18 protein-coding genes, 1 pseudogene and 1 riboswitch are annotated in these 19964 nt (G+C 66.9%); of the genes and pseudogenes, 7 read left to right on the forward strand and 12 right to left on the reverse strand.

Features of this window, described 5'->3' with window-relative positions; genetic code table 11:
* Positions 1-107: 107 nt before the first annotated feature.
* The 6 genes and pseudogenes from SA190iCDA_RS02420 to cbiE form a co-directional block, all read right to left on the reverse strand.
* Positions 108-1451: a sigma-54-dependent transcriptional regulator gene (locus SA190iCDA_RS02420; protein WP_070884818.1), complete on the reverse strand. Its 1344-nt coding sequence runs from the start codon at positions 1449-1451 to the stop codon at positions 108-110.
* Positions 1452-1550: 99 nt separating this feature from the next.
* On the reverse strand, positions 1551-2054 hold the full coding sequence (locus tag SA190iCDA_RS23295; protein WP_419203878.1) for a sensor histidine kinase: 504 nt from the start codon (positions 2052-2054) through the stop codon (positions 1551-1553).
* Between the two features lie 18 nt (positions 2055-2072).
* Positions 2073-3296: pseudogene (locus SA190iCDA_RS02425) on the reverse strand (cache domain-containing protein); the annotation flags it as partial.
* 176 nt (positions 3297-3472) lie between these two features.
* Positions 3473-4183, reverse strand: coding sequence for a 2Fe-2S ferredoxin (locus tag SA190iCDA_RS02430; RefSeq protein WP_070884820.1), 711 nt, complete (start codon positions 4181-4183; stop codon positions 3473-3475).
* A gap of 150 nt (positions 4184-4333) precedes the next feature.
* A complete protein-coding gene (locus tag SA190iCDA_RS02435) occupies positions 4334-5077 on the reverse strand; it encodes a cobalt-precorrin-6A reductase (protein WP_070884821.1) in 744 nt (247 codons plus the stop codon).
* Positions 5074-6279 (reverse strand): precorrin-6y C5,15-methyltransferase (decarboxylating) subunit CbiE, encoded by a 1206-nt coding sequence (cbiE, locus tag SA190iCDA_RS02440; protein WP_070884822.1) that lies wholly within the window; start codon positions 6277-6279, stop codon positions 5074-5076. Before cbiE ends, SA190iCDA_RS02435 begins: the two co-directional genes overlap by 4 nt.
* Before the next feature lie 298 nt (positions 6280-6577).
* Positions 6578-6849: riboswitch (cobalamin riboswitch) on the forward strand.
* A 95-nt stretch (positions 6850-6944) separates the two neighbouring features.
* Here cbiE and cobG point away from each other — a divergent pair.
* The 5 genes from cobG to SA190iCDA_RS02465 all read left to right on the forward strand — a co-directional run bounded on the left by cobG (position 6945) and on the right by SA190iCDA_RS02465 (position 12031).
* The gene (cobG, locus tag SA190iCDA_RS02445; protein WP_070884823.1) at positions 6945-8300 is read left to right on the forward strand and encodes a precorrin-3B synthase; all 1356 of its coding nucleotides are present in this window, start codon (positions 6945-6947) and stop codon (positions 8298-8300) included.
* Positions 8297-8929 (forward strand): precorrin-8X methylmutase, encoded by a 633-nt coding sequence (locus SA190iCDA_RS02450; protein ID WP_070884824.1) that lies wholly within the window; start codon positions 8297-8299, stop codon positions 8927-8929. Before cobG ends, SA190iCDA_RS02450 begins: the two co-directional genes overlap by 4 nt.
* Positions 8930-8937: 8 nt before the next feature.
* The gene (locus tag SA190iCDA_RS02455; protein ID WP_070885252.1) at positions 8938-9690 is read left to right on the forward strand and encodes a precorrin-2 C(20)-methyltransferase; all 753 of its coding nucleotides are present in this window, start codon (positions 8938-8940) and stop codon (positions 9688-9690) included.
* A 37-nt stretch (positions 9691-9727) separates the two neighbouring features.
* The gene (cobJ, locus tag SA190iCDA_RS02460; protein WP_070884825.1) at positions 9728-11386 is read left to right on the forward strand and encodes a precorrin-3B C(17)-methyltransferase; all 1659 of its coding nucleotides are present in this window, start codon (positions 9728-9730) and stop codon (positions 11384-11386) included.
* Between the two features lie 123 nt (positions 11387-11509).
* The gene (locus tag SA190iCDA_RS02465; protein ID WP_070884826.1) at positions 11510-12031 is read left to right on the forward strand and encodes a hypothetical protein; all 522 of its coding nucleotides are present in this window, start codon (positions 11510-11512) and stop codon (positions 12029-12031) included.
* On the opposite strand, the gene SA190iCDA_RS02470 is transcribed toward SA190iCDA_RS02465, so the two are convergent.
* The 3 genes from SA190iCDA_RS02470 to hemF all read right to left on the reverse strand — a co-directional run bounded on the left by SA190iCDA_RS02470 (position 12024) and on the right by hemF (position 14965).
* Positions 12024-13028, reverse strand: a complete 1005-nt coding sequence (locus SA190iCDA_RS02470) for an Ldh family oxidoreductase (protein WP_070884827.1) — start codon at positions 13026-13028, stop codon at positions 12024-12026. The two genes, SA190iCDA_RS02465 and SA190iCDA_RS02470, sit on opposite strands and share 8 nt — an antisense overlap.
* Before the next feature lie 130 nt (positions 13029-13158).
* Complete coding sequence (aroE, locus tag SA190iCDA_RS02475) at positions 13159-13983, reverse strand: shikimate dehydrogenase (protein ID WP_070884828.1); 825 nt, start codon at positions 13981-13983, stop codon at positions 13159-13161.
* A gap of 58 nt (positions 13984-14041) precedes the next feature.
* Positions 14042-14965 carry an oxygen-dependent coproporphyrinogen oxidase gene (gene hemF / locus SA190iCDA_RS02480; protein ID WP_070884829.1) on the reverse strand — a complete coding sequence of 308 codons (924 nt, stop codon included), beginning with the start codon at positions 14963-14965 and terminating at the stop codon, positions 14042-14044.
* Positions 14966-15138: 173 nt separating this feature from the next.
* Here hemF and SA190iCDA_RS02485 point away from each other — a divergent pair, with 173 nt between their 5' ends.
* On the forward strand, positions 15139-16116 hold the full coding sequence (locus SA190iCDA_RS02485; protein ID WP_070884830.1) for an NADPH:quinone reductase: 978 nt from the start codon (positions 15139-15141) through the stop codon (positions 16114-16116).
* Positions 16117-16443: 327 nt separating this feature from the next.
* Here the strand turns inward: SA190iCDA_RS02485 and SA190iCDA_RS02490 are convergent, their stop codons facing one another.
* The 3 genes from SA190iCDA_RS02490 to SA190iCDA_RS02500 all read right to left on the reverse strand — a co-directional run bounded on the left by SA190iCDA_RS02490 (position 16444) and on the right by SA190iCDA_RS02500 (position 19304).
* A complete protein-coding gene (locus SA190iCDA_RS02490) occupies positions 16444-17001 on the reverse strand; it encodes an L-threonylcarbamoyladenylate synthase (RefSeq protein WP_070884831.1) in 558 nt (185 codons plus the stop codon).
* A 35-nt stretch (positions 17002-17036) separates the two neighbouring features.
* On the reverse strand, positions 17037-18137 hold the full coding sequence (gene dprA, locus SA190iCDA_RS02495; protein ID WP_070884832.1) for a DNA-processing protein DprA: 1101 nt from the start codon (positions 18135-18137) through the stop codon (positions 17037-17039).
* 126 nt (positions 18138-18263) lie between these two features.
* A complete protein-coding gene (locus SA190iCDA_RS02500; protein ID WP_070884833.1) occupies positions 18264-19304 on the reverse strand; it encodes a LysM peptidoglycan-binding domain-containing protein in 1041 nt (346 codons plus the stop codon).
* Positions 19305-19457: 153 nt separating this feature from the next.
* Here SA190iCDA_RS02500 and def point away from each other — a divergent pair, with 153 nt between their 5' ends.
* Complete coding sequence (gene def / locus SA190iCDA_RS02505; RefSeq protein ID WP_070884834.1) at positions 19458-19964, forward strand: peptide deformylase; 507 nt, start codon at positions 19458-19460, stop codon at positions 19962-19964.

Here is a 19964-nt window from a genome sequence, read left to right on the forward strand (position 1 = left end):
CGCCCGCGCCCACAGAGAGTTGCAGGTAGCGGCCTTACGCAGCTTCTACCCTGACCGTAGGGTGGGCTTCAGCCCACCAGTGAGGATGTAAGGCCTATCAGTCGGGCTCAATCCTCGTCGCTACTACCCGCAGGACGATAAGTGCTGCGCTGCAGCCCATGGCGCTGCATCTTTTCGTTGAGGGTGCGGCGTGGCAGTTGCAGCAGCTCCATGGTCTGCAGGATGCTACCGCGGCAGCGCAGCAGGGCGTTGTGCAGGCACTGCGCCTCGAACGCTTCCATCTGCCCGGCGAGGGAGTGGCTGCCCTCCTCGGAGGCGCTATCACCGAGGCCCAGGGCATGGCGCTCGGCGGCGTTGATCAGCTCGCGCACGTTGCCCGGCCACGCATGGCCGAGCAACGCGGCCAGCTCGGCAGGCGTCAGCGGCTCCAGGGTGCGACCGTGACGCTGGGCAGCCTCTTCGGCGAAATGCTCGAACAACAGCGAGATGTCCTCACGGCGCTCGCGCAGCGGAGGAATCTGCAGGGTCGCGACATTCAGCCGATAGAGTAGATCCTCACGGAAGCGCCCGGCCTTCACTTCGTCGAGCAGGTCCGGCTTCACTGCACTGATGACCCGCAGGTCGACCCGAATACTGCGGTTGGAACCCAGCCGTTCCAGGGTCTTTTCCTGCAACACGCGCAGCAGCTTGACCTGTTGCGCCAGCGGCAGGCTTTCCACCTCGTCCAGAAACAGCGTGCCGCCATGGGCATGCTCGATACGGCCGATGCGCTTGCTCTGGGCGCCGGTGAAGGCACCGCTCTCATGGCCGAACAGCTCACTCTCGAACAGGTGCTCGGGAATCGCCGCGCAGTTCAACGCCACGAACGGCTTGTCGGCGCGCTCGCTGAAGTCGTGCAGGCAGCGCGCCACACACTCCTTGCCGGAGCCGGTTTCGCCGCGGATCAGCACGTTCACCGACGTACCGGCCAGGTCGATGATCTGCCGGCGCAGGCGTTCCATGGGGCGCGATACGCCAAGCAGCTGTGCCGCGATGCCGTCCTTGAGCCCGAACTGCTGACGCAGGGCGCGGTTCTCGCAAACCAGCCGGCGCTTCTCCAGTGCGCGGCGCACGACGTCGAGCAGCCGGTCCGGGGTGAAGGGTTTTTCGATGAAGTCGTAGGCGCCCTGCTGGATCGCCTGCACGGCCATGGGCACGTCACCATGGCCGGTGATCATGATCACCGGCAGGTCGCGATCGCACTCGACCACCTTGGCCAGCAGCTGCAGGCCGTCGGTACCGGGCATGCGTACATCGCTGATCAGCACGCCGGGAAACTCGACATCGATCAATGCCAGCGCCTGCGTGGCGTTGGAGCAGACCTGCACGCTAAAACCGGACAACTCCAGCCATTGTTGCGCCGCCTCGCGAATCGCGGCTTCATCGTCGACGACGATCACCTGACCACCCATACCACCTCCTGGCTCAACGCCGCAGTGTAACGCCACGGCCGCACCCGCGTGGCAGCGAGCGCCATGCATGATCGAACGAGCCACTGCGCCTGCAATCACTCATGCCTTGGGCAGCCGCAGGGTAAAGACCGCCCCTGGGGCGCCATTGGCAGCCTCCAGATTACCGCCCAGATCGCGCACGATCCCGTAGGAAATCGCCAGACCGAGGCCCAGGCCCTCGCCCACCGGTTTGGTGGTGAAGAACGGCTCGAACACCCGGCCCAGATTCGCTTCGGCGATACCGCCGCCGCTGTCGCTGATGCGCATCACGCACTGCTCGTCCTGAACATCGATCTGCACGCCTAGCCGCCGCTCGGGGCGGTCGAGCATGGCATCCAGGGCATTGTTGAGCAGATTGAGGATCACCTGCTCCAAACGGATGGCATCGCCACGGACCCAGGCTTCGCTGCCCACTTCGCGCACCAACTCGACCTGTTCGCTGCGCAGGCGCGGCGCCAGCAGCATCAGTGCCTGCTCCAGCACGTCGCTGAGCAACAGCCGTTCGCTGAGCCCGGCCGGGCTCTTGCGGGCAAAGGTCTTCAGGTGGCTGGTGAGGCTGGCCATGCGCTGCAGCAGACCATCGATGCGTGCCAGCCCGCTGCGTACATCGCGCTCACGGCCGTTGTCGAGCAGCAGGCCAAGGCTGCTCAGGTGCATCTGGATGGCCGTCAACGGTTGATTGATCTCATGGGCCATGGCCGCCGACATCTGCCCCAGCGCGGCCATTTTCGCGGCATGCACCAGGCCCTCCTGGGCCTCACGAAGCTCGGCGGTACGCAGCGTCACCTCACGCTCGAGGTTTTCCCGGATACTGGCCTGCAACCGCTGGTTCTTGCGCCGCTGGAACAGGAACAACACCAGAAACACCAAGGTCAGCCACACGCCCGCCGCGGCCAGGCGATAGCTGCGAGCGGTGTCGCCGAGGCTGTCTTCCTTGATCAGCAGGTGCAACGTCCAGGCCTCGCTGGCCAGATCCTGGCGTTGCCACAGGTAGTTGTGCCGACCATCGGGGCCATCGATGATCATCCAGTCGGCATCACCATCGAAACTGCGCCCCGGCTGCCTGGCCAGCCGCTCGAGCGGGCGCTCCGCATATTTGCGGACCTCCACCAGCTCGGCCTGATCCAGCGCGTCGAGCTCTTCCAGCGCCCGGAACCGCCAGGCCGGGCGGCTGCTGAGAATCACCACGCCATAGCTGTCGGCAACCAGCAGCACGCCGGGCTGGCCGACCCATTCGCGCTGCAATTCCTCGAGCTCGAGCTTGACCACCAGCACACCAATTACCGCGCCGCTGTCGTCGTACACCGCATGGGACAGGAAGTAACCCGGCACCCCGGTGGTCACCCCGACCGCGAAATAACGGCCCGACGTGCGATGCAAGGCGTCCTGGAAGTAAGGGCGAAAGCCGTAGTTGTTGCCCACGAAGCTGCTCCACTCGTTCCAGTTGCTGGCCGCCAGGGTCTGGCCATTGCGGTCGATCAGGTACAGCACACTGGCGCCAGCGGCGGCGTTGAGCAGCTCGAAACGGCGATTGAGCTTGTCGCGCAACTGCGGGTCATCCGGCGCGTGCAGTAGCGCCTGGATGTCGCTGTCCATCGCAAGCAGCTGCGGCACCGAACGGAAGCGATCGACCAGGGTCTGGATCGATTGCGCGTAGAGCTGCAGCTGGCCGTGGGCCTCGCTGCTGCGATCTTCCCAGGCGCGCTGCTCGGCGTAGCGGCTGGCCAGCCACAGGCTGGCGGCCAGGCCGACGATCACCAGCAGCACGATGGCAACGATGCGATAGCGCAGAAACAGGGCGGTCATGCATGACTCGAATTCTTATGATGCCCGCATGTTAGCCCGAAATGCGCGCAGGGCGAGCAGCCGATGCCAACGGCCGTAGCCCGGGTTAGCCGCCGGCGTGACCCGGGGCAAAAAATTCGGGATGCCCTGGCGACCCGGGTATCGCTGCGCTCGACCCAGGCTACGGGCAATACCGCTCAGGGCCGCGCCATCAGCAGCTCGGGCACCACACGGCCGGCGACCAGCTGCTCGTCGACCAGGCGCACCACGTCCGCCTCGCTGCGCACCCGATACCAGTGCCCCTGTGGATAAACCGTCAGGGTCGGGCCCTGGTCGCAGGGGAACTGGCATTGCGTACGGGTGATATGCACGCCGCCCCCGCACTCCAGTTTGCCGGCCGCCTTGACCTGCTCGCGCAGTTTTTTCCACAGCGGCAAGGCGCCGCGCCGGGTGCAGCGCGGGCCATTGCAGAGCAGCACGCGGTACTCGTGGGCGGGAATCTTCGACCAGGCGTGACTGCCCGGCAGCGCCGGCACCTCGACGCAGCCCAGGTGCAGCTCGGGCCGCTCGACCAGCGCGCAGGCGGCGCCGGCTGCATCGGCATCCAGCTGACCGAACAGGCTGGCGACGAATACCCGCTGGGGATCGGTCTTGCAGGCCAGCTCGCTGCGCAGCCAGTCGACATGCTGGCTGCTGCTCTGCGGCTCCAGGTCGATCACCAGCAGCGTGCCGCTGCCCTCGCCCACCCGCTGCCAGAGGCTGTCATAACCCGTACCGGTATCGACGATATCGGCCAGCGCCGGCTCGCCACGCAGCGCGACTAGGCGGGCACGAAACAGCTCGGCGAACGAGCCGTCGAGCAGGTCCGGGCCGGCGAACAGCACCTGGGCATAAGGCTTGGCAGTCATGGTCGGGCTCCGCAAAAAGTGCGGCAGTTTAACAGTGTCACGGCGGACGGGGCTTCGTAGCCTGGTTGAGCGCAGCAATACCCAGGATGGCCTGTGGATTCGCGCATCTATCGAAATGGCTTCCCGGGTTTCGCTGCGCTCTACCAGGGCCTACGGGTTGGTTGAGTTGGTTACGCCAATATCCAGCAACGCCTGCCACAGCGTCTCGGGCTCGGCGAACTCGCGATCCACCGCGGGCAACGCCGGCCGCTGCAACACCAGCACCGGCACGCCACGTTCGCGGGCGACCTGCAGCTTGTGTTCGGTGGCCGCGCTGCCGCTGTTCTTGCTGACCAGCACGTCGCAGTTCAGCCGCGCGAACAGCGCGCGCTCGTCCTCGAGGCTGAACGGCCCACGTGCTCCGATTACCTCGGCCCGCTCGCTGGCCGGCTGGCTTTGCAGGCAACGTACCGTCCAGTGCTGATGGGCGGGAATCTCGTGCAGATGCTCCAGCGGCTCGCGGCCCAGGGTGAACAGCGGCCGCCGAAAGGCGGCCAGGGCGGCGATCAACGAGGGCCAGTCGAACACCTCACGCCAGTCATCGCCGGGTGATGCCATCCAGCCCGGCCGCCGCAGCGCCCAGCAGGGAATGCCGGCCTGTGCGGCGGCGCGGGCCGCGTTGCGGCTGATCCGCGCGGCATATGGATGGGTAGCATCGACCAGCAGCTCGATGCCCGCCCTGTGGATAAAGTCGCCCAGCCCCTCGGCACCGCCAAAGCCACCAACGCGCACCTGGCAGGTCAGATCCCCAGGCACCTTGCCCAGTCCGGCCAGGCTGTAGATATGTTCGGGGCCGAGACGACGGGCGAGACCCAGCGCTTCGCCGATGCCGCCCAGCAACAGGGTGCGGCTCATCGTGGCTTGTGGACCTCGAGCAGGGTGATCGGCAGTGCGCCGCGCCAGGTATCGAAGCCGCCCAGAGGTTTGGCCTGGGCCGCCTCGATACGGGTCAGCTCGCCGCCCTGCTTGCCGCGAAAGGCGATCAGCGCCGCCTCGCTCTGCAGGGTCACCGCATTGGCCACCAGCCGGCCGCCGGGCTTGAGCGCCTGCCAGCAGCGCTCCAGCACACCCGCTGTGGTGACGCCGCCGCCGATAAAGATCGCATCTGGCGCAGCCAATCCCCCCAGCGCCTCGGGCGCCCGCCCGGCCACCAGTTGCAGGCCCGGTACGCCTAAGGCATCACGGTTATGGGCGATATGGGCCTGGCGCCCTTCATTGCCCTCGATGGCGATGGCGCGGCAGCTGGAGTGCACGCGCATCCACTCGATACCGATGGAGCCGCAGCCGGCGCCGACATCCCAGAGCAGCTCGCCGGGCGATGGCGCCAGGCGCGACAGGGTGATGGCGCGCACGTCGCGCTTGGTCAGTTGGCCGTCGTGGCGATAGGCGTCGTCCGGCAGGCCAGGCGTCAGCGGCAGGCGCTTGGCTTCATCGCCGGCGAGGCACTCGATGGCCACCAGGTTGAGATCCGCTGCGCGCGCCAGGAACCAGCCGTTGGCCAACCCGTCGATACGTCGCTCGCGCTCGCCACCCAGGTGCTCGAACACGCTCAGCCGGCTGGGGCCAAAGCCCCGTTCACGGAGCAATTCGGCGATGGCGGCCGGGCTGTCGCCATCGTTGCTCAGCACCAGCAGACGCACGCCGGGGTGGATCTGCGCCTGCAACGCCGCCAGCGGCCTGGCAACCAGGGACACCAGCGTGCAGCCCTGCAGCGGCCAGCCCAGGCGCGCCGCCGCCAGGGAAGCGGACGACGGCGCCGGCAGAATGCGCAGCTCACCCGGCTCCAGCTCGCGGGCCAGGCTGGCGCCCACGCCAAACAACATCGGATCACCGCTGGCCAGTAAGCACACCAGTGTACCGCGCCTCTCGAGCACCGGCACCAGGGAAAACGGCTTTGGCCAGGGTAGGCGCGTGGCACGGATGCAAGGGGGCAACAGCGCCAACTGGCGCTCGCTGCCGACCACCTGCTCGGCCGCCAGCAACGCATGCCGCGCCGCCTTGCCGAGGCCGGGGTAGCCGTCTTCACCAATGCCCACGACGGTCAGCCAGGGGGTCATGCGTTTTTCCTCATTAATCAGAACTACCCGTACTCATTCGCCATAAAGAACCAGCGTGCTTTCCGTAGGGTGGACAATGCTCTTCTTGTCCACCTTTGCAATGCTGGAACGGTGGACGGATGGAGCGTCGTCCACCCTACGTCTGCGTGGGAATGCCGCTCAGGACGCTTCGCGTCCGCTGCTGAACGAGTGCACCTGGTGGACAAAAACAGCGTTGTCCACCCTACTCAGGCCCGCGATTCGTAGGGCATGGCTACCATCCGACGAGGCGGCTTTTCATCCCGGCGGGCAAAGCGGGCATAATAGCGCCTCTGTCGGTGCCCAGCGGCTACATGTGAGCAAAAGCGGGCCTAAGAGGGAACACGAGAAAACCTGTTCAATAGCTAGCGAGCTAGCGCCCTGCAACGCAGCAGGGCCGACGCGCAGCAGATATTGGGCAGGTTTCAGCCGTGGCTGCCCCCGCAACTGTAGCAGCGAGCGCCTGCGCCAATCGCCACTGGGAAACCGGGAAGGCCGGCCAGGCGCCATGACCTGCGAGCCAGGAGACCTGCCGACCGATTCAGTCGCATGTGCCCACACCGGACGGGGTGTCCCGGTGAGAGAAGCTGACCCTTCTCTGGCCTGTCCTCGAACGGATGCCCATGTGACCCGACCCCGGTGATCCGTTGAAACAGGCTTTTCGCATTCCGTCCACTGCTGTTCGCCCCTCGGCCTGTCCGGGGTTGCTGCGTATCGTGCAGGCGAAGGATGGCGGCATCTGCCGCATCAAGCTGCCCTGTGGTCGCCTCGAAGCCGAGCAGGCCGAGCGCGTCGCCAGGGCGGCGCTGCAGCATGCCGGCGGGGTGATCGAAGCCACCAACCGCGGCAACCTGCAGATTCGCGGTATCCGGGTAGGCCGCGAAGACGCACTGATAACCGAGCTGCTGGACGCCGGCCTGGGGCCCAACACACCCGGTGCCGATGACGTACGCAATCTGATGGTCAGCCCGGCCGCCGGCCTCGATCCGCAGGCACTTGTGGATAGCTCGCCACTGGCTGCCGAGCTGCTGGCCACCCTGGAAAACTCTCCGCGCCTGCATGCCCTGTCACCGAAGTTCGCCCTGCTGCTCGACGGCGGCGAACGCCTGGCGATGCTCGAACACCCCCACGATATCTGGCTCAGCGCCCTTACCCTCGGAGATGGGATCGGCTATGCCTTCGGCCTGGCCGGTTGCCCGCCGGTCACGGCAAAGGATGCACCCGCGCTGGCTGTGGTGCCCCAAGCCCTGGCTCATAAGCTGATCATCGCCCTGCTCGATCTGTTCCTGGAGCTGGCCACGCCCGAGCAGGCACGCATGCGCCATCTGCTGGAAATCCATTCGCCTGCCGAGCTGCTGCAGCGTCTGCAGGCACGGCTGGAGGATGCGCTGCTGCCGGCCGGCAATTGGCGCCGGCCCCCGGCGCAAGCCAATGCCCATCTCGGCATCAAGGGGCAGCGCCAGCCGGGTCTCGTGCATATCGGCGCCGCCACCGTGCTCGGTCGGCTGGAGGCCGAACAGCTGGCCGGCCTGGCGGATCTCGCCCGCCGTCATGGCGATGGCGCCCTGCGCCTGACGCCCTGGCAGAGCGTGTTGCTGCCCAATGTTCCCGAGGCGGCTGCCGATGGGGTTATCCACAGCCTGCATGCGCTGGGCCTGTTGACCGATGCCGCCGCGCCGCTGGCCCGCATCATCGCCTGCACCGGCGCCAGCGGTTGCGCCAAGGGCTTGGCCGACACCAAGGTCGATGCCCTGCGCCTGGCCGAACGGCTACCCGCTGGCAGCGAGCAGCCGGGCATTCACCTCACTGGCTGCAGCCGCTCCTGCGCCGCCGCCCACCGCGCGCCCTTCACCTTGCTGGCGGTGGCCGAGGGTCGTTACGACCTGTTCGCCCGCCAGCCCCTCGGCACGGGCTTCGGCCAGTTGCTGGGCCTCCACCTGACACCTGACGAGGCCGCCGAATTGCTGGCCTCGCTCACCGCTACCCGGAGTTTCACCCGATGACCGATTACATCCGCGATGGTCAGGCGATCTATCGCAATTCCTTCGCCATCATTCGTGCCGAGGCCGACCTGAGCGGCATTCCGGCTGATCTGGAGAAGCTCGCGGTGCGGGTCATCCACGCCTGTGGCATGGTCGATGTGGTGCAGGATCTGCGCTTCTCGCCGGGCGCCGGTACCGCCGGGCGTGAAGCGCTGGCCAAGGGCGCGACGATTCTCTGCGACGCACGCATGGTCGCCGAAGGCGTGACCCGTGCACGGCTGCAGGCCGCCAACCCGGTGATCTGCACCCTCAACGATGCCGGCGTACCGGAACTGGCCAAACGGTTGGGCAACACCCGCTCGGCGGTGGCCCTGGAACACTGGCGCGAGCACTTGGAAGGCTCGGTGGTGGTGATCGGCAATGCACCGACGGCGCTGTTCTACCTGCTCGATATGCTCGCCGCGGGTGCGCCCAAGCCGGCGTTGATTCTCGGCTTCCCGGTCGGTTTCGTCGGTGCCGCCGAATCCAAGGACCTGCTTGCTGCCACTTATGCCGAGCATGGCGTGCCCTACGTGATCGTCCAGGGCCGCCGCGGGGGCAGCGCCATGGCCGCCGCGGCGATCAATGCCCTGGCGACGGAGGTCGAGTGATGAACGGTATGGACCTCCCCGGCAAAGGCCGCCTGATCGGCCTGGGCGTAGGCCCGGGCGACCCGGAGCTGATCACCCTCAAGGCCCTGCGTTTGCTGAAAGCGGCGCCGGTGGTCGGCTATTTCGTGGCCAAGGCCAAGGCCAACGTCGGCCAGGGCGGCAATGCCTTCGGTATCATCGAGGCGCATCTGGATGAAAGCCAGCAGCGCCTGCCGCTGGTCTACCCGGTCACCACCGAAAAGCTCGAACCGCCGCTGACCTACGAAGGCGTGATCAGCGACTTCTACGACACCTGCGCGGCGCAGATCGCCGCCCACCTGGATGCCGGCCGCGACGTGGCGGTGATCTGCGAAGGTGACCCGTTCTTCTACGGCTCCTACATGTATCTGCACGACCGCCTCGCCGAGCGCTACGAGGCCGAGGTGATTCCTGGCGTCTGCTCGATGCTCGGCAGTGCGGCAGTGCTCGGCGTGCCGCTGGTGTACCGCAACCAGAGCCTGTCGGTACTCTCCGGCGTGCTGCCCGAGGACGAACTGCGCGAGCGCCTGCAGGGCGCCGAAGCCGCCGTGGTGATGAAGCTCGGCCGCAACTTCGAGAAGGTGCGCCGCGTGCTGCAGAGCCTCGGCATGCACGACCGCGCCCATTACGTGGAACGGGCGACCATGGCCAACCAGCGCATCGTGCCGCTCGATGAAGTCGAGCCGATGGCCTCGCCGTATTTTTCGATGATCGTGGTGCCGGGCGAGAAGTGGCGCGGTTGAGCCGCGCCCTCTCCTGCATGTTGAATCTGGAATCCCCATGACCCTTTCCCCTGCCATCGTCATCCTCGGCCCCTCCGCGCTGGCCACCGCCCGGCGCATCCAGGCGCTTTATCCACAGGCAGTGATCCACGGCCTGAGTGGCCGGATCGAGGCCGATCAGGCCTACGCCGACTTCGGCGACACCCTGCGCAACCTGTACCGCAGCGGCGCGCCGATCATCGCCCTGTGCGCCGCCGGTATCGTGATCCGCAGCCTGGCGTCGCTGCTCGCCAGCAAGGGCGCCGAGCCACCCGTGCTGGCGGTGGCCGAAGACGGCAGCGCGGTGGTGCCGCTGCTCGGTGGCCTGGGTGGGGTCAACCGCATGGCCCGGGAGATTGCCACGGCGCTAGAGGTCAGCGCGGCGATCACCACCAGCGGCGAACTGCGCTTCGGCACCTGCCTGCTCGACCCGCCAGGCGGCTACGCCCTGGCCGATATCGAGCAGGGCAAACGTTTCGTTTCCGATCTGCTCGGCGGTGAGCGCCTGCGCATCGAGGGTAACGCGCCCTGGCTGGATCGGGGCAAGCTGCCGATGGCCGACAATGGCGGGCGCACCCTGCATATCACTCCCTCGCAACGCGCAGCGCGGCCGGACGAACTGCTGATTCATCCCCGCACGCTGCTGGCCCTGGTCGACAGCGCGGACGATCTCGCTGCGCGAATCGGCCAGGCGTTCGAACAGGCTGGCCTGGCGCAGAAATCCCTCGCCGCCCTGCTCGCGCCGCCAGCGCTGATGACCGACAAACACCTGGCTCAGGTCGCCGCCGAGTTCGCCGTACCGCTCCGTTTTATCCGCCCTGAGGATGCGCTGCCGCCTCAGCTGCAGCGCAGCGAAAACCTGCAGCTGCTGCAGGCCGCATCCCCCGAAGCTGCACAGAACATTGGCCGCCCACTCGGGCGCCTGAGCGTGATCGGCCTGGGCCCCGGCGCCGCCGAACATATGACCCCCGCGGTACGCCGCGCCCTGGATGAAGCCCAGGACCTGCTCGGCTACGAAACCTACGTGAAGATGGCCGAGCCGCTGCGCGACGATCAGGTGCGCCATTGCAGCGACAACCGCGAGGAACTGCAGCGCGCCCGCCACGCCTTCGAACTGGCCGCCAGCGGTCGCCGCGTGGTGGTGATCTCCTCCGGCGACCCCGGCGTTTTCGCCATGGCGGCGGCGGTGCTGGAAGCCTTGGAAGAGCGCGCTGCACCCGCCGACTGGCATGCCGTCGAGCTGGAAGTGCTACCCGGCGTCTCCGCAGCCCTGGCCACCGCGGCCAAGGCCGGCGCGCCGCTGGGCCATGACTTCTGCCTGATCTCCCTCTCGGACAACCTCAAGCCCTGGGCGGTGATCGAAAACCGCCTCGACCACGCCGGCGCCGCCGACCTGGCCATGGCCTTCTACAACCCGATCTCCAAGGCTCGCCCCTGGCAGCTCGGCCGCGCCCTGGACATCGTCCGCACGCATCGGGCGCCCCACACCGTGGTGGTGCTCGGCCGCGATATCGGCCGCCCCGCCGAAGCGCTGCGGGTACTCAGCCTCGGCGAGCTGATACCGGAGATGGTCGACATGCGCACCCTGGTGATCATCGGCTCCAGCCAGACCCGGCGTTTTCCGCGGCGCGACGGCGGCGAGTGGGTGTACACGCCGCGCAGTTATCCACAGCCGTAAAGAGCGCGGCGCTGGGCTTTACGTCTCCTTTACGTCGACCTGACCGCACCTTGCACAGGCGTCCCGATAATCGATGCTGCCCCGCCATCCGGACGGGGTCATCCTCTTCTCTGGAGCCCCATGATGAACGCACGTCTGCCCCGTTCCGCCATCGCCGCACTGTTGCTCGCAACGCTTTCCCTGAATGCGCTGGCCGGGCCCGGCGGGCCAGGTGGCGGCCCTGGGGGCCCCGGGGGCTATCACGGGCAGGGCAGCCCCGGGCCGGACTGGGGCGGGCCGGGACCACGGCACGGCCATGGCCTGCCGGACCATGCCCGTGAACTATGGATCGGCAGTGCGCTGTACTTCGTGGTGGCCGGCACCTACTACATGTGGAACGCCGATCGCCGGCAGTACGTGGTGGTCGAGGCGCCGCCGCTAGCCGTGGCGGCCCCTGCGGCCAACTACAACGTGATCGCCTATCCGGCCCGCGGCCAGAACGCCGACCTGCAGGCCCGCGACCGCTACGAATGCCACAGCTGGGCGGTCAGCCAGAGCGGTTTCGATCCGGCTACCGCCGTCAGTGCGCCGGCCGCCAGCGCCACCGATACCTACCGACGCGCCTTGGGCGCCTGCCTGAGCGGGCGCGGCTACAGCATCAATTGAGCAACGCCTTGAGGTCGTCGTAGAGCGCCTGGGGAATCTGCACGCCGTCGGCCAGGCTGCGCTCCCGGGCATCGTAGCGACGCTGGGAGGGCAGCCGCGCGCCCTGCCCTTCGATGCCGTCGAACAGCGCTTCGGCGCGGGCCAGGTGCTCGTCTGTCGCGTCGCCGAGAAAGCGTTGCGGGTCGAGGGCGATGATCAACTCGCCGTGATACGGCGAGGACTTGCTGCCGGCGTCATAGGCCAGCGACTCGGCGCTGGTCAGGTCGCCGATCAGCGGCCCGGCGATCAATTCCACCATGGCCGCCAGCGCTGAGCCCTTGTGCCCGCCAAAGGTCAGCATGGCGCCGTTCATCACCGCTTCGGCACTGGTACTCGGCCGGCCGTTGGCATCGATACCCCAGCCTTCGGGAATGGCCTTGCCGGCGCGCCGGTGCAACTCGATATCACCGCGGGCGATGGCGCTGGTGGCGAAGTCGAAGATGAACGGCTGCTTGCCGGCACGCGGCCAGCCAAAGGCTATGGGGTTAGTGCCGAAGATCGGCTTGCTGCCACCGGCCGGCGCCACCCAGGCATGGCTGGGGTTGCAGGCCAGGGCGACGAGGCCGTGCTCGGTGAGCTGCTCGATTTCCACCCAGAGGGCGGAAAAGTGCACGCAGCGGTTGATCGCCAGGGCGGCTATACCGTTGCCTTTGGCCTTCTCGGCCAGCACCGGTAACCCCGCCTGGAAGGCCAGTTGCGAGAAACCGCCGCGGGCATCCACACGCACGATGGCCGGCGCCTGGTCGATCACTTCCGGCTCGGCATCGGCGACCACCTTGCCGGCCTGCAGCGAGCTGACGCAGCCCAGCACCCGGTACAGGCCGTGGGAGGCGCAGCCGTCGCGCTCGCCGGCCACCACGGTGGCGGTCACCGCCTGGGCCTGGGCCTCGCTGAAACCGGCATGGCGCAGGATGGACAGGGACAAGCTGCGGGCTTCGTCCAGGGTCAGTCGAATCATCGTGGGCTCCTGTGGCAGTGATAAGGTCAGTGGCATACGCCGACCTTATACGCTGGCGTTGCCAGCGCCCGCTGGCTTGATCGCTTTGCCCCACGGCGCTGACGAATTCGGCACAGCCCTGGGGCCTGGATCAGCCGGCCGCCAGTTGCCGACGCAGTTCGGCAAGCACCGGGGCGCTATCCGGCCGTACGCCGCGCCATAGATGGAAAGCCTCCACGGCCTGCTCGACCAGCATGCCGAGACCATCCAGGGTGCGGGCCGCGCCCTGTTCCTCGGCCCAGCGATTGAACGCCGTGGGGCCGGCGCCATACATCATGTCGTAGCAGCAGGTATGGCCGGGCTGGATCAGGCTGGCGGAGATCGGCGGCAGCTCGCCGGCCAGACTGGCCGAGGTGCCGTTGATGATCAGGTCCACCGGTGCATCGATCCAGTCGAAACCGCTGGCCACCACCGGGCCGAGGTCGGCGAACTGGCGAGCCAGCTGCTCGGCCTTGTCGACCGTGCGATTGGCGATCACCAGGCTCTGCGGCTGCTCGGCCAGGAAGGGTTCGAGAATGCCGCGCACCGCACCACCGGCACCAAGCAGCAGGATGCGCTTGCCACGCAGCACGATGCCGGCGTTCACGGTCAGATCGCGCACCAGGCCGGCGCCATCGGTGTTGTCACCGAGCAGGCTGCCGTCCTCCAGTTTCTTCAGGGTATTCACCGCACCGGCGCGGCGGGCGCGCTCGGTCAGGCTGTGGGCCAGGGCGAAGGCCTGCTCCTTGAACGGCACGGTGACGTTGCCGCCACGGCCCTGAGCAAAGAAGGCGCGGGCATAGCCCTCGAAATCCTCCAGCGGCGCCAGCAGCGCATCGTAGCTCAGTTGCTGACCGGTCTGCTCGGCGAACAGCCGGTGGATCAGCGGCGACTTGCTGTGGCCGATGGGGTTGCCAAATACACCGTAGCGATCCATGAACATTTCCGCGCGTAGAAGCCAAAGGCGGCAAGCCTGCAGCTTTTGCCGCCGCGCTTCAAGCCTGCGGCTGCAGGCCGAGCCAGTCACGGTCGGTGAGGTAGTACTCGGTCAGGCGCGCTTCCTCGCTGCCCGGCGCCGGCTTCCAGTCGTAACCCCAGCGCACCTGGGGCGGCAGCGACATGAGGATCGACTCGGTACGCCCGCCCGACTGCAGGCCGAACAGCGTGCCGCGGTCGAACACCAGGTTGAACTCCACATAGCGGCCGCGCCGGTACTCCTGGAACTCACGCTGGGCCGGCGTGTAAGGCGTGGCCTTGCGGCGCTGGACGATGGGCAGGTAGGCGTCGATATAGGCATCGCCGATGGCGCGGATGAACGCGAAGCAGGTGTCGAAGCCCCACTCGTTAAGGTCGTCGAAGAACAGGCCGCCAATGCCGCGCGGCTCACCGCGATGCTTGAGGTGGAAGTAACGGTCGCACCAGGCCTTGTAGCGCGGGTACACATCCGCCCCGAACGGCGCGCAGGCCTGCTCGGCGACGCGGTGCCAGTGCACGCAGTCCTCTTCGTTGCCGTAGTAAGGCGTCAGGTCGAAGCCGCCACCGAACCACCAGACCGGCTCCTCGCCTTCCTTCTCGGCGCTGAAGAAGCGCACGTTGGCATGGGAGGTCGGCACGTGCGGGTTGTGCGGGTGGATCACCAGCGACACGCCAAGGGCCTGGAAGCCGCGCCCGGCCAGCTCGGGGCGATGGGCACTGGCCGACGGCGGCAGGTTTTCGCCGAACACGTGGGAGAAGTTGACGCCGCCCTTCTCGATCACCGCGCCATCACCGATCACCCGCGTACGCCCGCCGCCGCCACCCGGACGCTGCCAGGCGTCTTCGGCGAAGCTGGCCTGGCCATCCTCGCGTTGCAGCGCGGCACAGATACGGTCTTGCAGGTCGAGCAGGTAGGCCTTCACGGCCTCGGTCTGGTCACTCACGGGCTTACCCTGGTTGCGGCGAAATCGGCGGCTAGCATAGCACCGGGCATCCAGGCCCCGCAGTTGACGCCGGTCAAGCAGAGGTGCGACGTTCAGCCGCTCAGGGAAAAACGCATCCAACGCCCCGATGGACTCGGGGTCTATTGCACTCACCTTCCAGCAGGAGCAAGACGATGGCCAAACGCATCCAGTTCAGCCGCCACGGTGGCCCCGAGGTACTCGAATACGTCGACTACCAGCCCGCCGCGCCCGGCCCCCACGAGGTGCGTGTGCACAACCAGGCCATCGGCCTCAACTTCATCGACACCTATTTTCGCAGCGGCCTGTATTCCCCGCCTTCGCTGCCCTCCAGCCTGGGCACCGAAGGCGCCGGCTTCGTCGACGCCATCGGCTCCGAGGTCGAGGGCCTGCAGGTCGGCGACCGCGTGGCCTATGCCACCGGGCCTCTGGGCGGCTACAGCGAACTGCACGTGCTGCCGGCCGACAAGCTGGTCAAGCTGCCCGACGCGATCAGCTTCGAACAGGCCGCCGCGGTGATGCTCAAGGGCCTGACCGTGCAGTATCTGCTGCGCCAGACCGCCGACCTGAAGAGCGGCGACATCATCCTGTTCCATGCCGCGGCGGGCGGTGTCGGTTCCTTCGCCTGCCAGTGGGCCAAGGCCCTGGGGGTCAAGCTGATCGGCACCGTGAGCTCGGCGAAAAAGGCCGAGCGCGCCCTGCAGCAGGGTGCCTGGGCGACCATCGACTACAGCCACGAAAACGTCGCCCAGCGCGTGCTGGAACTGACCGACGGCAAGAAGTGCCCGGTGGTCTATGACGGCGTCGGCAAGGACACCTGGGAAACCTCGCTCGACTGCGTGGCGCCACGCGGCCTGCTGGTCAGCTTCGGCAATGCCTCGGGTGCGGTAACGGGCGTCAACCTGGGCATCCTGGCGCAGAAGGGCTCGCTGTACGTCACCCGCCCGACCCTGGCGGGTTACGCCGATACCCCGGAGCGCCTGCAGAAGATGGCCGACGAGCTGTTCGGCATGATCGCCAAGGGCAAGCTCGACGTGGAAATCGCCGGCCGCTACCCCCTCAGCGACGCCGCCACCGCCCAGACCCTGCTCAGCGAGCGCAAGACCACGGGGTCGACGATTCTGTTGCCGTAAGCCGGCCCGCGATCCGCTGCCTTTTGGTTTCCAGAGGACCCCCTGTTTGTCCGAAAGGTGACCAGATCTCCGGATGGATCACTTTTGCGGGAGCGGGCGGGGTCGCCTAGTCCATGCCCGCGAACGTCATGGGCATAGGCTAAGCCCCCCGCCTGGCACCCTATCCGCCATCAGTAGAGGTTTACCTCTATGGCCGGAAAGTGGCGGAAGCAGCCGCAAGCTGCAAGCCCCAAGCTACAGGTTAGAAGCAGTCCGCAGTGCTCTAGCTTCTTCTTGCAGCTTGAGGCTTGCGGCTTGAAGCTCAATGTCCGCTTCTGCCTTCAAGCGTCAGGCAGGCCGGCGCACGTCACCAGTCACCAAATCCCGAATTACACTCGGATTACGCCGACCGCCCAGGGCACCACCCAGGACCGCATCCAGCTGCCTTGGAAAATACTGCTCGACCCGCAACCGCGAACGCGCGGCCGGGCGGCCGGCGGGGTTGGCCGAGGTCGACACCAGCGGGCCGGTCAACGCACAGAGTTCACGCACCCGCGGGTGGTCGCTGACCCGCAGGGCCACGGTATCGTGCTGGCCGGTGATCCACTGCGGCAGGCGATCCTGATGCGGCACCAGCCAGGTATTCGGGCCTGGCCAGGTGCTGGCCAAGCGGTCCTGCCAGACCTCGGGCAGGTCTTCGAGCAGAAAGTCGAACTGGCGAATGGTGTCGGCCACCAGGATCAGCCCCTTGTGCACCGGCCGTTCCTTCAAGGCCAATAGCCGATCCACGGCCATCTCGTCCCAGGGGTCGCACCCCAGCCCCCAGACCGCCTCGGTCGGGTAGGCGATCACGCCACCGGCACGCACCACGCGCGCTGCCTGCTGAACCTGCCAACTGGTGACCATGCATACCTCCGCCGAAAAACACTGGGCGCAGTGTATTACGCCTTGCGGCCCACCCAAAGCCCGGCTTCGCAGGCCACCAGCCCATCGAGCTCCAGCTCGGTCAACGCCGCCAGCACCTCCGGCAACGGCCAGCCGGCGGCATGGGCCAGGGCTTCGCTGCTATGGGGCGCGGCGTACAACAAGGCCAGCAAGGGGTGGGTGGCAGCCGGCGGCGCGTGGCGGGCCTGCTCCGTCACCGGCACCCGCTGCCAGCCGCGCAGGGCTTCGAGGATATGCTCGATGCTTTCCACCAGCGTGGCGCCATCGCGGATCAGCTGATGGCAGCCCTTGGCGCCTGGATGGTGGATGGAGCCAGGGATCGCGTACACCTCGCGGCCCTGCTCGGCGGCCAGGCGCGCGGTGATCAGCGATCCGCTGGACGGGCTGGCCTCGACCACCAGCACGCCCAGCGACAGGCCGGAAATGATTCGGTTGCGACGGGGGAAGTTGGCCGCCTGGGGTGGGCTGTCCAGCGGCAGCTCGGACACCAGCGCCCCGCCGCGCTCGACGATGTCCCGGGCCAGGCGCGTGTGGCGCGCCGGGTACAGGCACTGCAATCCGGTGCCGAGTACAGCCACGGTATGCCCATCGGCATCCAGGGCGCCCTGGTGGGCTGCACCATCGATGCCCAGGGCCAGCCCGCTGGTGACCACGAAGCCGCCACGCGCCAGGCTGCGGGCGAAGCTGTGCGCGGTATCCAGCCCCGGCCTGGAGGCGCGCCGGCTGCCGACCATGGCCAGCTGCGGGCGCTCCAGCAGGGCCGGGTCGCCAGCCACGAAGAGCAGCGGCGGCGCATCGGAGAGTTCTGCCAGCAAGGCGGGATAACCTGGCTCGTCCCACATCACAAGCTGCTGACCAGGCACCTGCAGCCAGTCGAGCGCCAGGCGCGCCCGCTCACGAATCCCCGGGCTGCGTCGCGCCTCGCTGCAGGCCAGTGGCAAGCCGAGCGAACGCCAGGCACTGGCAGGCGCGCTGAGCGCAGCAGAGGCGCTGTCGAAGGCGCTGAGCAATTTTCGGAAACGCCTGGGCCCCAGTTCCGGCAGGCAATGCAGGCGCAGGCGGGCTTCGAGTTCGGCGGGGGAATGGGCGGTCGACATGGCGGATCATCCTTGATCGTGAGCCCTATCCAAGGGTCTATTTCCGTTTCAGCGCGAGCTGCGTTGATGCGTGAAACGGGACAACAGACCCTAGCAAAAGCCCCGCATCGGCGGGGCTTGCAGGTGTTACGGATTGCGTACCTTGTCCATCACCGCCAGTTGCCTGGAGGCATTGAGGATCATGCCGTAGCTGAGCTTCTCGTAGGTGCGGAACACCATCAGCAGGCCGGCACGCTCGTCCGGGATCTTCACCGACTCGCCGGTAACCCGGTCGCGAACGGTTTCGCCGGTCTTGTAGACGGCCAGCACGTTGCCGATCTCCAGGCCGTCACGGATGCCCTTGTTGAGGGTGACCACGTCGAACTGACCGATCTGGCTGACGCCACGGGGCACGTCGAGGATCAGGCCCTTGATTTCGCTCTTCGGCTCGCTGGGCATGAAGGTCGAATTGATCGCGCGCTCCTCGGTGGGGAACAGGCGGTCGCCGTTGCGCACTTCCTGGGTGGTGCGGGTCAGATTGAGGGTACCGACGCCCTCTTCCTCGGCGACGATTTCGCCACCGCCGATGTCATCGGCGTTGATGCCCAGGAACTCCTTGGTCACCGGGTCGGTGTAGGTCTTGCCTTGGCGGAAGATGCCGTACACCGGCGCGGCCGGGTCGAAGCTGCCGCGGGCATACACGCGGTCGCCAGCGCCACTGACCACGCGCTCGGCGTTGCCGGCGACGATATAGGGCGCGCTCTGGAATTGCTCGGGGGAATCGACGATGCGGTTTTTCAGCAGGAAGCTGTTGATCGCCTCCAGCGGAATGGTCGGAATGGCCTCGGCCATCGGCGTGCTGCGCACTTTCGGCGACAGCTTGATGGTGCCGCGCGAATCACCGCGGCCCAGCATCAGCCGGGGCTGACCATCGATATAGACCAGGCTCAGCACATCACCGGGATAGATCAGATGAGGGTTCTGGACCTGCGGATTGGCGTGCCAGATTTCCGGCCACTTCCAGGGCTGACGGAGGAACTTGCCAGAGATATCCCAGAGGGTGTCGCCCTGCACGACCGTGTAACGGTCGGGGTGGCCTTCCTTGAGCTGCACCTCGGCCAGGGCCATCCCGGTCTGGGCCAGGCTGCTCGCGCCGACCAGCAGCAGGGCGAGTAGTGATTTCCTCATGCGGTGAATCCCTTTATGATGTGCCTTCGCGTGAAGCGCCCTAGCGCTGCGACAGAGCCCAGTAAATCCGCGGCTTGACGCCGTTTTTTGAATGCTTGCGTCATCTTAGCAGCGGATTTTGAATTTATTCCACAAGTGCATCACAAACGTATTATGGCGATTTTAAACATTCTCGAATTTCCCGATCCGCGCCTGCGCACCATCGCCAAGCCGGTGGACGTGGTCGATGACGCCCTGCGTCAGCTGATCGACGACATGTTCGAAACCATGTACGACGCCCCCGGGATCGGCCTCGCCGCCACCCAGGTGAATGTGCACAAGCGCGTGGTGGTGATGGACCTGTCCGAAGACAAGAGCGAGCCGCTGGTCTTCATCAACCCCACCTTCGAGTCGCTGACCGATGAGATGGACCAGTACCAGGAAGGCTGCCTCTCGGTGCCCGGCTTCTACGAAAACGTGGATCGCCCGCAGAAGGTGAAGATCAACGCCCTGGATCGCGACGGCAAGCCGTTCGAAATGATCGCCGAGGGCCTGCTCGCCGTGTGCATCCAGCACGAGTGCGATCACCTCAACGGCAAGCTGTTCGTCGACTACCTGTCCACGCTCAAGCGCGACCGCATCAAGAAGAAGCTGGAAAAGCAGCACCGCCAGCAGGCCTGA

This window comes from Pseudomonas argentinensis (assembly GCF_001839655.2).
Lineage (GTDB): Bacteria > Pseudomonadota > Gammaproteobacteria > Pseudomonadales > Pseudomonadaceae > Aquipseudomonas > Aquipseudomonas argentinensis_B.